The 13,646-nt window shown below is 36.8% G+C and carries 14 protein-coding genes; 10 read left to right on the top strand and 4 right to left on the bottom strand.

Translation table 11 applies throughout. The features are described 5' to 3' along the window. From J4051_RS12765 to J4051_RS12780, 4 genes are all read left to right on the top strand, one after another. Entirely contained in the window at positions 1 to 2,781 is a 2,781-nt protein-coding gene (locus J4051_RS12765; RefSeq protein ID WP_208234263.1) for a M56 family metallopeptidase, read from the top strand. Positions 2,782 to 2,793: 12 nt separating this feature from the next. Next, positions 2,794 to 3,348 (top strand): hypothetical protein, encoded by a 555-nt coding sequence (locus tag J4051_RS12770; protein WP_208234264.1) that lies wholly within the window; start codon positions 2,794 to 2,796, stop codon positions 3,346 to 3,348. Positions 3,349 to 3,356: 8 nt separating this feature from the next. Further along, positions 3,357 to 4,493 carry a tetratricopeptide repeat protein gene (locus J4051_RS12775; protein WP_208234265.1) on the top strand — a complete coding sequence of 379 codons (1,137 nt, stop codon included), beginning with the start codon at positions 3,357 to 3,359 and terminating at the stop codon, positions 4,491 to 4,493. Between the two features lie 495 nt (positions 4,494 to 4,988). After that, positions 4,989 to 5,396 carry a hypothetical protein gene (locus tag J4051_RS12780; protein WP_317192719.1) on the top strand — a complete coding sequence of 136 codons (408 nt, stop codon included), beginning with the start codon at positions 4,989 to 4,991 and terminating at the stop codon, positions 5,394 to 5,396. Here the strand turns inward: J4051_RS12780 and J4051_RS12785 are convergent. From J4051_RS12785 to J4051_RS12795, 3 genes are read right to left on the bottom strand one after another with little or no spacing between them, the layout of a single operon-like run. Further along, complete coding sequence (locus tag J4051_RS12785) at positions 5,393 to 6,268, bottom strand: outer membrane beta-barrel protein (RefSeq protein WP_208234267.1); 876 nt, start codon at positions 6,266 to 6,268, stop codon at positions 5,393 to 5,395. The two genes, J4051_RS12780 and J4051_RS12785, sit on opposite strands and share 4 nt — an antisense overlap. A 49-nt stretch (positions 6,269 to 6,317) precedes the next feature. Next, entirely contained in the window at positions 6,318 to 7,457 is a 1,140-nt protein-coding gene (locus J4051_RS12790) for a glycosyltransferase (protein ID WP_208234268.1), read from the bottom strand. Further along, positions 7,454 to 8,422 carry a lysylphosphatidylglycerol synthase domain-containing protein gene (locus J4051_RS12795; protein ID WP_208234269.1) on the bottom strand — a complete coding sequence of 323 codons (969 nt, stop codon included), beginning with the start codon at positions 8,420 to 8,422 and terminating at the stop codon, positions 7,454 to 7,456. Before J4051_RS12795 ends, J4051_RS12790 begins: the two co-directional genes overlap by 4 nt. Before the next feature lie 27 nt (positions 8,423 to 8,449). Here J4051_RS12795 and J4051_RS12800 point away from each other — a divergent pair, with 27 nt between their 5' ends. From J4051_RS12800 to J4051_RS12825, 6 genes are all read left to right on the top strand, one after another. Beyond that, positions 8,450 to 9,091: an outer membrane beta-barrel protein gene (locus J4051_RS12800; RefSeq protein ID WP_208234270.1), complete on the top strand. Its 642-nt coding sequence runs from the start codon at positions 8,450 to 8,452 to the stop codon at positions 9,089 to 9,091. After that, the gene (gene ruvC, locus J4051_RS12805) at positions 9,092 to 9,694 is read left to right on the top strand and encodes a crossover junction endodeoxyribonuclease RuvC (protein ID WP_236027424.1); all 603 of its coding nucleotides are present in this window, start codon (positions 9,092 to 9,094) and stop codon (positions 9,692 to 9,694) included. Between the two features lie 227 nt (positions 9,695 to 9,921). Next, a complete protein-coding gene (gene hemW, locus J4051_RS12810; RefSeq protein ID WP_208234309.1) occupies positions 9,922 to 11,094 on the top strand; it encodes a radical SAM family heme chaperone HemW in 1,173 nt (390 codons plus the stop codon). A 62-nt stretch (positions 11,095 to 11,156) separates the two neighbouring features. Then, on the top strand, positions 11,157 to 11,774 hold the full coding sequence (locus tag J4051_RS12815; RefSeq protein WP_208234271.1) for a hypothetical protein: 618 nt from the start codon (positions 11,157 to 11,159) through the stop codon (positions 11,772 to 11,774). A 96-nt stretch (positions 11,775 to 11,870) separates the two neighbouring features. Next, complete coding sequence (locus J4051_RS12820) at positions 11,871 to 12,620, top strand: cyclase family protein (RefSeq protein ID WP_208234310.1); 750 nt, start codon at positions 11,871 to 11,873, stop codon at positions 12,618 to 12,620. A gap of 1 nt (position 12,621) precedes the next feature. Next, on the top strand, positions 12,622 to 12,993 hold the full coding sequence (locus J4051_RS12825) for a DUF4260 domain-containing protein (RefSeq protein ID WP_208234272.1): 372 nt from the start codon (positions 12,622 to 12,624) through the stop codon (positions 12,991 to 12,993). Between the two features lie 58 nt (positions 12,994 to 13,051). Here the strand turns inward: J4051_RS12825 and J4051_RS12830 are convergent, their stop codons facing one another. Then, a complete protein-coding gene (locus J4051_RS12830; protein ID WP_208234273.1) occupies positions 13,052 to 13,420 on the bottom strand; it encodes a hypothetical protein in 369 nt (122 codons plus the stop codon). Between the last annotated feature and the right edge of the window lie 226 nt (positions 13,421 to 13,646).

The raw sequence follows: 13,646 nt of genomic DNA on the forward strand, positions 1-13,646 counted from the left end.
ATGTTACACTACATCTTACAGACCATTGCGTTTCAAGTGTTCTTTTTGATCATTTACGATGTGTTTTTAAAAAACGAAACTTTCTTTAATTGGAATCGTGCGTATTTGATCGGTACGGCGTTCTTGTCGTTTACCTTACCTTTTCTAAAATTTGAGAGCATCAAAGCCATCGTTCCTGAGCCTATGGTCGTCCGACTGCCAGAAGTCATCATTGGCGACGTTTCGCCAACATTTGACAACACTGTATTGGTGATGGGATCAGAGCAAATTACAGAGCAAGCGGCAGGTTTTTCTTGGACTTACGTTTGGATTGTGGGAATGGTCTTGGCGGCATTAATTTTAGCCTATAAGATCATTAAGATTGGCAGAATGCTCTACAAAAATCCGCAACGTTGGCAAGGTGACGCCCTGATTGTGTTTTTGTTGAACAGTAGTGCAGCCTTCTCTTTTTTCCATTATATCTTTTTGGGAACTGATATTTCAGCTGAAAAGAAAGAACATATCCTACAGCATGAAATGGTGCATGTTAAAGAAAAACACAGTTGGGATTTACTGGTCTTCGAGATCTTGAGAATTGTGTTTTGGTTCAACCCATTAATATATATCTATCAAAACAAGCTTTCCAATTTGCACGAGTTCATCGCCGATGCAAAAGCCGTCAAGTACAAAGGCAAATCGGCCTATTATCAAAATTTGCTGTCCCAGGTTTTTGAGACCCAGCAGATCTCCTTCATCAATCCATTTTTCAAAAAATCATTAACCCGCCTGAACGTATTTGGAAAACAATTTACATTCAATAACGGGCAGGTCAAAAAACGAATCGTCATGTTAAGCAAATCAAAATCAAAACAGATCCGTCTCATTAAATATGTCCTCCTGGTTCCTATTGTTATGGGCATGTTGATGTACACGTCGTCTTATGCGAGTGAAATAAAAGATCCTTTTCCAGTGTTTCAAAATGAAGCGTTGGATCAGGAATTAAACTTTAAGGAATTGGTGGACAAATATTATAATGAAATTGTTGAAATGGCAGCAACTCAAAATACCGGTATAGGAAATATCTTTTGGGAATACCGCAAAAATGCTGGATTCTTTATCCTAAACGAAAATGAACTGGCTAAAAATCAGGCCTTTATGAAGTATATACGTTTAAAACTACCGGTTAAAAAGATAACTGATGGAGAAAGTAAAGAAGCTAATGAAGGGGTTTATGGACAAATCACAAAAGAATACACAACTTATGAAGAATATCTCGCTTATAAAAAAACAGATCAAGCAAAAAGAGATTGGGAAAGTAAAGCAAGAGGTGGTGAACTGCGCTTGGTGGTTGAAGATATGAAGAATTTAACAGCATCAGAAAATAAACTGAGAGCCGAAAAATTAGAGTTGATAAATAAAGATGATTTCTATCACACCTTGATTATGACCGATGGTAAAGCAAGTACATCACTAAATTTTGGTAAAAAAGATAAAGAAGGGGAAAACGAAGATTTCGAATCCTATGACATTGAAGTGCCATTTGCCGTGATTGAGGAAGTGCCATTGTTTGACGGATGTGTAGCATCAGGGTCAAACGAAAATGATAAGAGATGTACCTCTGATAAGGTAGCCCAGTTTGTCAATAAAAACTTCAACGTCGATATTGCTACAGAACAGAATCTTGAAGGAAGACAGCGCATCAATGTCATTTTTAAAATTGACGAGAAGGGAAAGATTAGAGATGTCATGGCAAGAGCGCCACATCCAGCGTTGGAAGCGGAAGCCGTTAGGGTCATTCAATCCATGCCAGATTTTACGCCCGGCAAACAAAAAGGAAAAACCGTCACGGTGCCATATAGCTTGCCAATTCTGTTTCAGGTGCAGAATGATAATGTTAGTGCTGAAAAAGCGGAGAAGAAAGTTGTAAGGGATTCAAATGAAATCATAGAAATCGTTGAAACCCGCGACCAAAATATAGATGATCGGATAGAAGTGCCTTACGCCGTAATTGACCAACCACCGTTATTCGATGGTTGTGAAGCATCCGGTTCTAAGGACCATGATAGACGATGTACCTCTGATAATATAGCGCAGTTTGTCAATAAAAACTTCAACATCGATATTGCTACAGAACTGAACCTTAAAGGAAGACAGCGCATCAACGTCATTTTTAAAATTGGCGAGGACGGAAAAGTTCGAGATGTCATGGCAAGAGCCCCTCATCCAGCTTTGGAAGTCGAGGCAGTTAGGGTCATTCAATCCATGCCCGATTTCATCCCTGGTAAACAAAAAGGAAAAACTGTGACGGTGCCTTATAGCCTACCAATTTTGTTTCAGGTTCAAGCGGATGCACCGGGAACAAATAATGGAAACAAAGATCAGTCAGAACAGGATTATCTTAAAGCCTTGCAATCAAAAGAGCAGAAAAAGATAGTGGATGAAACGGAAATTCCTTATGCCGTTGTAGATGAAGTGCCTGTATTTCCATCTTGTGAAACTTTAGATTTAAATGAAGATCGTAAAAAATGTACTTCTGATAAAATCGCCTCCTTCGTCAATAAAAACTTCAATCCCAAACTGGCCAAAGAAATAGGCTTGACTGGAAGACAGCGCATGAACGCGATTTTTAAAATAGGTACTGACGGCACAATTTTGAACATTAGAGCGAGAGCTAAACATCCAGAATTAGAAAAGGAGCTAATCCGTGTCATAAAAGCCTTGCCTAAACTGAAGCCTGGCAAACAAAATGGTAAAGCAGTAATTGTGTCTTATAGCCTTCCTGTAATTTTTCAAGTCCCATAAAGTTTTATAGTCATGTCCAAGCTTCTTCTACTTATGTTTTTCCCTCTTTGTACTATTGCCCAGCATGTAGATTTCGAAAATATGTCTGATGAGCAACTTCAATTTACACTTGAAAAGGAACTCTTGGATATGGAACATAGAGGCGCCACCCCGCCGTTGATTTTTGCAAAGTTTATTGTGGAGACCGATCAATACATTCAGTCTCGCGAGGCTTATTATAGGTTTGTAGTTCATTTGAATTATGTGGCAGATAAAATGTTGGCCATGAAAATGGAAAATGGAAGTGATACTGCGAGCGATTTTGAAAGGTCCAAAAAATTAAAAAATCATAAAACCTATCAGGATTACGTCAATTATAGAAAAATTGATAAAGCCAGGGAACACTGGGAAAACAGTACCCAAGACGGTATTTTGAAATTGGTGGTGGCGAATCATGAACAATTTACTAAGGCCGAACAAAAACGTTTTGACGGTCTCATTATTTTACTGAATAGAGATCCTTATTTTACCCACTTAAATATTACTGATGGCAAAATCACTAAAAGGATTATGCCCAATATCAATTAATGGCCATCATGATTAAATACTGTACTCTTTTAATAATTACGTTGCTCACATGGTCCATCCAAGCGCAGGACGTTCTCTTAAAGCGAGCAGACAGCTTGTATGCGCACGGCAACTATTCTAAAGCCATTGAGGCGTATGAAACCTATGAGCAGCAAGATCTAGTCTATGAAAAGATGGCCAAAGCTTATCTGGCACTTGGTAACTATGACTTGGCTTTAAAAAACTATGATCTTGCGCTCAATGCTTTTCCTGAGGATGCGCTCATCAAGTATGATTATGCCAAATTGCTGTCCAGAAGCAAGAAACTCAATGATGCTGTGGTGTTGTTCAGTGAACTGGTATATCTCGATTATAGAAATCCAAATTACCATTACGAGTTGGGTCTTGTTTTTGAAAAGCAAGGCGATTCCACAGCGATGAAAAGATTTCATTCGGCGTATGAGCTCGATTCCACTCATCAAAAAGCCATTTATAAAATTGGCAGGTATTTTTTGGCAAAACGAAAACATGAGTCATCACTCCGTTATATCAACAAGGGTTTGGAGAGTTATGCCGACAATGTGGAGTTGATCAATTTAAAAGCACTTAATTATTATTGGAAAGAGGATTATAAGGAATCTTCACTATGGTTTGAGAAATTATTGGCTTTGGGTGAAAACTCTCAGTTTATCCATGAAAAATTGAGTTTCTGCTACGCCCAACAAGCCTTGTATGAGAAAGCGATTGTTCATGCGAATCAAGCCGTAAGTTTCGATCCAAAAAGCGCAACCAATCTTTATATTTTGGGACAGCTGTACGAAACTGTTAAGGATTATGCATCTGCGGAAAAGTGGATTTCTGAGGCTTTGTTCATCATGGATCAGCCATTAAACGCCGAATACACCAAATTGGCCACCGTTTTAAATCAGCAAGGAAAATATCAGCAAGCCATTGCCGCGCTTCAAAATGCAATAAAGGAGAATCCTCAGGATGAGACGGCACAATTCTTTTTGGTGCGTACTAAGGACGAATATTATGCCGACAGAGACTCCAAAATTAAGGTCTATGAAGTTTTTAAGGAAAAGTTTCCCAAAAGCGTCTATATTCCTTTTGCTAATAGACGCTTGAGAGAGCTTAAGGATGAGAAATTCATGAAATCTGAATAAGCAACGAGGTGCTATATTTTTAACGCAATTCCGATATCCAGTGGGAATGAAGGGTTGCGCCAATATCGCAATGCTTTATTCTATTCGCATATTAAAACTTTACTTGCTCTGACGGTTAGGGGTTTGGATTCTAAGTTTTGGGTTCAGAGTTTTGGATTCAAAGTTTCGAGTTTCGAGTTTGAGCATGGCTGAATGGAATTGGCTATTACAATTTCATTTCCGCTCCTTACGTTCTTAACGTTTTTTCGTTGCGCTCCTTGCGGTTAAGTTTTAGCATAAGAACTATCCTCTAAAACGAAAATAATTTTCCGATCGCGATCAAGCTCAACTATCAAATCCCATTGACACAAATAAATTAATGAACAGAACGGCTTCGAGTGAATTTATTCTCTAAAAAAATTGTATTTTTCAGCTTCAGTACTCAATGAAATGAAGCCATTATTACTTGTTTTTTTTATCCTACTGTGCTCTTGTGATTATTTTCAATCCAAAAAAGTGTCCCCCGAACAACTTTTGGAAGAAGAAATGCAGGCTATCAATTGGAATGACGTGGATGAGTACCCGACGTTTTCTGATTGTGATACAGCAACTACAAATCAAGAAAAAAAAGCTTGTTTTGAAAACCACCTTCATGAATTGCTCACGTCTCATTTAGAAAAACAAATAATTATAGTTACTGAAGATGTTTCAGATACGGTGCTACTGAAAATTCATATTGATAAAACTGGACAATTTTCCATCCGTAATATTGATATGGATGCGATGACTAAAGCTCAAATCCCACATTTGGACAGCATTTTGAGGCATAGTTTTGATTCACTTCCAAAAATTTATCCTGCCATTAAACGCAGTCAGCAAGTGGCTACCGAATTTAGTTTACCGGTCATTGTCAACATTAACTAGTTGACGTTAAATTTGAGTCCAAGGGTGATATCCGAAGAAAAGTTGCCTTGGTTTTTAAAAAAGATGGCAAAAATCTGGTTATAGCTCAGATTGGCATAGATGCTATTGCTCAATTTTACGTCGGCACCCAATCCAATAATTAGCGGAATATCGAATGCGGTTTCATTAACATGCTCGCTACTTATAATGTCGTCATCAACACCGGTAATGGTGGCTTTTGTGAAATTTAGGGTTGCAAATTTTGCGTCGCCGTAAACACTAAATCTTGACGTCTGAACAAATCGATAGCGATACCCTAAGGAAAGCTCCGTAGTTTTATATTTGAAATCATCTTTTTCAGCCACATGACGCAACTGTAAATAGCCAGAATGCCTTTTGTTCGCACTCATGAGCATTTCAATCTCTGCACCAAATACGGCCGATTTTACATTCTGAGGATTGCCCACAAACGGACTGTTGGTGATGCCTCCAAAAATACCCAAGCGGATTTCAGGGTTGAAATTAGCGTTCATGGATACATAATCTGGGTCGACAGAGGAGTTATAGCGGTCAATAAAACGCGCTAAGCTTGGTATGCTCAACTTGACGTTGGATATATCTATGGTGTTGTTGGTAAGATCTTTTAAGGTCGATTTATATTGTTCCTGATAAGCATTGTCGGCATTTTTCGTGTTGGTCAATTCCACCAACTGATGGTCTTGAGTCTTTATGAAATAGCGATACTGATTATCAATAATATTCCATAACAAGCCCAAAGGGCCTTCGGCGGCAGTTTTTAAATGAACAGATTGGCCGTCAATAGTATAGGTTTCTTGGGCAAAGATCAAAGTGGAGCTGAATAAAAAAATTGCAATTAGAATTAATTTTTTCATAAAACAGGATTTGGATGAATGTAAATCTACAAAAAGAAATGATAGCGCACTATTTTTTATAGCTTCTATCTTTCCATTTAAAGCCCTTAAATACAGCTAAGAAGGTCACTAAAACACTAAAGAATGGATAGAGAAATGATGATAAAAAGTAATATTTTAAATGGTGTTTCTGATTGAAGAAATTGGCAGCTTTATAAATCAATAGAAAATCAATGCAGAATTTTATGAGGAAAATAATTAGTAAATGTAGAGGTTTCATAATGCCGATAGCAGCTAATAAGACACAGCTAACCAAAAGCGCATTTTGGCTTAAAACGATCAGTCCCACAAGTTTTCCGAACCAATTTTTATAAGCACTCGATTTGGCTGCCCAACGCACGCGCTGTTCAATCAGATCAGACCATGAAGTTAATGCAAATGTAGAAACGACAGCGCCTTGGCATTTTAAATAATGCACCTTGTTTGAACTTTGTTCTGTGGCTTTTTCAAGTAAAAACACATCATCGCCACTGGCTATTTCTGAGTTGCCTTGAAAGCCATTGAGCGTTTTAAATAATTCTTTTTTATAAGCCAAATTAGCGCCATTGCATAAAAATGGTCTTTTTATGCCAAAGCCTCCAATTGTTGCGCCTTGCAAACTCAATACATCCGAAAGTTGGAAGTTTTGTAAAAAACCTTGGCTATTGGCGTAGGTTATTGGCGCAGCAATAAAGTCAGGCTCTTGTTTTTGGATGAACGCATCAAAGCTGTCCAACCAATATTTTGGAAGTATACCATCGGCATCTGTAGTCACGATCCAATCATATTTAGCCTGTGAAATGGCCAAACTAATGGCATCTTTTTTTGGTGAATTGCTGGACTTTATATTTTTAACTATTTTGAAGTCGATGGGAGAGGTTCCGTTATTTATCAAAGTGGAATTTAGCATCTGAACCGAAGTGTCATCAGAATCATCATCTACAAAAATAATTTCGAAATAGTCCTTTGGATAAGTGAGGTTTAAAATCGATTCCAACAGTGTCGGGAGCATTTTTTCCTCATTCCTAAAGGGAATAATAATGCTAAAACGTGTTATTGGTTTATGTTGGCTCAGCTCAAAGGTTTTAATGCGGTCAAAACCCAAGCTAAAATTCGCAATAAGGACGACGTAAATTAAAGTGATACCGATACAAATGAAAATAAAAATCATGATACGGTTTCAGGTAGTTTGAACCTAAGCACATGGTAGCTGCCAATCACGCTCGGGAGTACAAAATTTAAAATCCACATGCAGGTGACAATGGACAAAATAATTGACTCAGAAACACCAATTAATCCGAATAAATAAATTGCAACACCGCCTTTAATGACGACATCGAAAATAAAAATTGACGGAATAATTGACGTTAAAAGGTACATGCTTGAGATGGCGACCATGGCTTCCAAATAGCTCATGTCCACCCCAAATAAGAATAACAGATAATAAAATTGAAAGGAAAAAATGAGATAGCGGAATAGAGAATACAGAAGTACTTTAAGCGTAATCTTTATGGAAATACACTTCATAAAATCAATTAGTTTGTAAAATATTTTTGTCTGTTTACTTAACCATTTCGCTTTCAAAGTCCAAATAAGCAAAAGACTTGTAGTTACAATCACAGCAAGCCAAATGATGATACCGCTATAGTTCAATTCAGGTTCAAATCGGAGCACAAAGTAAATAAATCCAACAGATCCAAAAATAGTGGTCATTGCCATTTGTGCACTATTTCCGAGTAAATTCAGAAACATTATTTTTTTTCGAAGATGCGATTGAAAGTACATCGCCTTGGCCCCATAATCGCCAATGCGGTTCGGGGTCAATAAAGAGGCGGTAAGTGCTCCTAAACTTTGTGATTTGGCTTCAATAAATGAAATTCTCATAACGGCACTTACTAAAGTCTGCCATTTCTGGATTTCTAAAAACCAGTTAAAAAGGCTCAAAAACAATAAGATTAATACTGTCATTGATGAAATAGAGCTGAATTTTATCAAATTTTGGATGAATTCTCCAAAACTCAAATCTCCATTTTGAAATAATTTCGAATATATGAAGTAAAAAGCAGCAACAACAAGACTTAATTTAATAAGTACAAGTAAGAATTGTTTAGTTTTGTAGGAGATTGCCGTTAACATAGTCACAAATTAAATGATAATTAGCTTATGACGCCTTATTTTAAAACACAAAACTTTAGTTGGCTATTGTTTTTAGCACTTATGGTCAGCTCATTGAGTATGGCTCAAAAAGATGTAGAAAAATGGAAATTACAGCTTGCTATAGGAATTAATAACCCAATTGATAGAGGGCAAGATGACGGTTATTATTCCAAGTATGTCAATTTTCCCACTGTTAATTTAGGGGTGCAGCATATGTTTTCCAGTAATTTGGGAGCAAAACTAGACTTGGGATACAATAGAGCCTCGTCAGAAACAGGATCTATTCCTTATAAAATGAATTATACACGCATCAATGTTCAAGCGGTTTATGATTTTAAAGATCTGTTCACTTTCCTGCCACCTCCAATTGGCGTTGTAGCCCATGCAGGGCCAGGTGTGAGCATGACTAAACCTTTGGGGAGTTATGCCAATAACACCTATAGCTATGTCAATGTTTTAGGCGGATTGGAAGTGCATTATAGATTGTCAGAATCTGTATCCATTTTTGCTGATGGGGGTTATGCCTATTCGCTATCAGGAAAGGATAAATATGATGTGGATACAGATGGATTTTCATTTAACGGTGATTTAATGTATGTTGCTTTCGGGGTATCTATATCTTTGAGCGGATGCCATTATTGTTATTAAATGATAAAAGAAAAAATTATTTTAGGAATTGATCCAGGTACCACCATTATGGGTTTCGGTCTTATAAAAGTGGTTGGTAAAAACATGTTATTTTTACAACTTAACGAACTCGATCTCAAAAAATATGACGACCACTATCTCAAACTCAAGCTTATATTTGAACGCACCATTGAACTCATTGATACGCATCATCCCGATGAAATAGCTATTGAAGCACCCTTTTTCGGCAAGAACGTGCAAAGTATGTTGAAGTTGGGGCGTGCCCAAGGTGTGGCCATGGCAGCGGGATTAAGTAGGGAAATTCCGATCACAGAATATGCTCCAAAAAAAATTAAAATGGCAATTACTGGAAATGGAAGTGCCAGTAAAGAACAAGTTGCTAAAATGCTTCAAAGTTTGTTGGGTTTGAAAACCTTACCAAAAAACCTTGATTCCATGGATGGCTTGGCCGCAGCGGTTTGCCATTTTTATAATTCAGGTAAAATTGAGATCGGTAAAAATTATACTGGATGGGCTGCTTTTGTGAAACAGAACAGTGCCCCAGCTTCCAAAGGAGGCGTAAGAAATAATCCGATTGTTGATTTGAGAAAGAAGAAAAGATGAGAGTTAGTTGACAGTCTTCAGTCGGCAGTCAGCAATAAGAAGTCGGCAATTGGGAGTCTCAGTTTTCAATTTTAGTACATTCTATATATGACTTTGTCGAATAGCTTTTTTACTTTCGTTAATCAAATCTGTCGAATTTTTAAATTAGTTTAGTAAAAGGCTCGAATGATCTTAGGAAATAACCATTAAAATAAAAGACTTAATCCATTTTGACAAACAAAGAGACTATCCATTCAAGTAAGAGTTCTTCCCCTTCGGGGAAGTTAGATGGGGCCTTCGGCATCTACATCCACATCCCATTTTGCAAACAAGCCTGTCACTACTGCGACTTCCATTTTTCGACCTCATTAAAGAAGAAAGATGAATTGGTCAATGCCTTAGCAAAAGAACTGGTTTTGCGAAAAGATGAATTCAAAAACCAAAACGTCGACACCATCTATTTCGGTGGCGGCACCCCGTCATTATTATCGATTGAAGAGTTGCAGTTTTTAATTGATGAGGTTTACAAAATCTATGATGTATCTGAAAGTCCAGAAATTACGATAGAAGTCAATCCCGACGATTTAACACACCAGAAGCTTAACGATTATTCAGATTCACCTATCAATCGTCTTTCTATCGGCATTCAATCCTTTTTCGAGGAAGACTTAAAACTGATGAATCGCGCACACAATTCAGAAGAAGCCAAAAGATGTTTGGAAGAAGCCACCAAACACTTCGATAATATTTCTATCGATTTAATTTACGGCATTCCAGGAATGAGCAACGAGCGCTGGATTCAAAATTTAGAGACTGCCTTAGCATTCAATATTCCCCATATTTCAAGCTATGCCTTGACCGTCGAGCCAAAAACAGCTTTGGCTAGCTTTATCAAAAAAGGCATCATTAAAAATGTAGATGATGATTTGGCACAAGAGCAATTTCACATCATGATTGAAAAACTGGAAGCTGCTGGCTTTATTCACTACGAACTTTCCAATTTTGGAAAACCAGAGTATTTCAGCAGAAACAATTCAGCCTATTGGCAAGGCAAACCGTATTTGGGCATTGGACCTTCGGCACATTCTTTTGACGGGAAAAATCGTAGTTGGAACGTTAGAAATAATTCAAAATACATCAATTCTTTAGAAAAGAATATACTTCCCATAGAAACAGAAACCCTTTCTGCAACTGATAAATACAATGAATATGTGATGACAGGATTGCGAACCATTTGGGGTGTTTCCTTGGAAAAAGTAGAGCAGGAATTCGGAGAAAAATACAAAACCTATCTGCTGGAGCAATCCCAAAAACATATTATTGAACAATTATTGTATCTTGACGATGGCAAATTGCTAGTCACCAAAAAAGGTAAGTTTTTGAGTGATGGCATAGCTTCTGATTTATTTATGTTGAATTAAAGAAAAGATAACTCTCTCAGGGTTTGAAACCCTGAGAGAGCTTTGAGAGCGTTCTAAATAATATGGCGTCATTAGATAAAATACAATTCGGTCATTATTACCATATCTATAATAGGGGAAACAATGGTGTTGCTATTTTCTTTGATGAAGAAAATTACAGATATTTTCTTTCACTCTATCTAAAGTATATTTATCCTGTAGCAGATACTTATTGTTGGTGCTTGCTAAAAAACCACTTTCATTTTTTAATCAGGATTAGAGAACTTGATGAAATCAAGATAGAACAATTAAATTATTCCACGAACATTAGAATAAACATAAAAAAAGTTAATCCGTCAAAGCAATTTTCACATCTGTTCAATGCTTACACACAAGCTGTAAATAAAAAGTATGACCGAACCGGAAGCGTGTTTGAAAAACCTTTCAAAAGAAAAACAGTATCTTCTCAGGATTATTTCAGAAAATTGATTTTTTATATCCATAATAATCCAGTTCATCACCGATTAGTGGATACAATTTCAGATTATAAATGGTCTTCTTACCATTCAATCCTATCATCTAAGCCAACTTATATATTAAAAAATGACGTCATTGAGCTGTTTGACGATTTGCCGAATTTTAATATATATCATGCCAAGAATCAAGATTTTGAAGATGTTAAATCTTTAATTTTGGAGTGATTTTAAACCCTCTCAGGGTTTCAAACCCAGCCCTCTCAGGGTTTCGAACCCTGAGAGGGATAAGTGATAAAAAAAAGTTGAAATACAAGTAAAATGATGAAAACAACCATACAATACCAGTCAAATACTTACGAGATAGACTTATCTCAACCCCTTGATATATCCATTCCTCTGCGTGCTTCAAAAACAAATGTGAATGCGTGGTATATTGGAGAACCGAAAATTGAACCTGTTAAAACGCGTGATTGGATTGGAAATGTGAAAGCGGGGGGTGCGGTCAACTTTAACAATATTTATTTCAATCCACACGCCCATGGTACGCATACGGAGTGTATTGGTCATATTACAGAAGAATTCCACTCCATCAATAAAAATTTGAAGCAGTTTTTCTTTACTGCGGAATTGATTTCTGTCGCTCCGGAAAATTATATGAACGACACGGTCATTTCCAGGCAACAAATAGAGGTGTTGTTGAAAGGTAAAATACCTGAAGCATTGGTTATTAGGACACTTCCAAATACAAAAGGCAAAAAAAGCCGACAGTATTCTGAAACCAATTGGACCTATTTAACCGAAGAAGCAATGGTATTTATGAGAGAAAAAGGTATCAAGCATCTGTTGATCGATTTGCCAAGTGTGGATCGGGAGCATGATGGTGGAAAGCTGACTTCCCACAAAGCTTTTTGGGATTTTGATGGCGAGAGAAGGATGGATTGCACCATCACTGAACTCATCTATGTTAAAAATAAAATAGAGGACGGTAGTTATCTGTTAAATCTGCAGATAGCTCCGTTTGCGAATGATGCAACACCGAGTAAACCTGTATTATTTAAAATTTTCGAGTGACATGAAAACGACTTTGAGATTTGAAGAATTGGCCATGTTCGGGCTGGGAATCTTTGCTTTTAACCAATTAGATTTTGCCTGGTGGTGGTTTTTGGTTCTGATCTTGACCCCGGATATTGGAATGCTTGGATACTTGGTGAATTCAAAAATTGGCGCGCTCAGTTATAACCTTTTTCATCATAAAGGGATGGCCATTTTAGTTTACTTTTTGGGTCTTTATCTTGCCAATGATGTCTTGCAACTTGTGGGAATCATCTTATTTTCGCATTCAGCTTTTGATCGAGTTTTTGGTTATGGATTAAAATACCAAAGCTCTTTTAATGATACGCACTTGGGACTTCTAAAAAATGACAGTAATCACCCATTGAAATAGTGAAATGAACCATTATTGAATTGAGTTTATTGTTTAAATTTAAAGAGTTTAAACGGGCTTATGAAACATCATGTTTCATTTTTATATCTGCATTTTGGCTATTCCCAAACCAATTATCAAAAAGATAGTTTAACAATTCTTGCAACTCTACACTATAGCCGCCATAGAGATCCTTGACCAGCTTGTAGTCATTTTCTTTTGACGCATCTAGATAATGATGTTCCAGATCGGATTTGGGGTTTTTTTCTAAAAAACGTTCATATTTATGTTGTTTATAAGATAAAATATAAATGATTCTGTATGAATTGAAAACGAAAAACTCAAAAGGCTTTTGTTTGGAACAACTTTTTTCTTTCTTATTTCCGTCATAAACATAAACTTTAATAAAACCGAAGCTGGTGTTGAAAAGGAAATTTAAGTTTACCACGTCCAGTAAAGACCGTCGTAAATAGGTGTCCTGATTTTTTGGATTGAAGAGACGATACGTAAATGGGTTGGAAATTATTTCATCTAAGTAGCGATGGTAACATATTGATAGAAAGTGGGAAACATAAGAATATTTGAAAGGAATGATAGGATTTGGTCTGTTTTTTTCGATTATATTTAAGAGTTGATTAACAGGTTAGTCTGAAAAGGTTCTGATTTTACCAATA

Source organism: Gelidibacter pelagius, from assembly GCF_017581925.1.
GTDB classification, from domain to species: domain Bacteria; phylum Bacteroidota; class Bacteroidia; order Flavobacteriales; family Flavobacteriaceae; genus Gelidibacter; species Gelidibacter pelagius.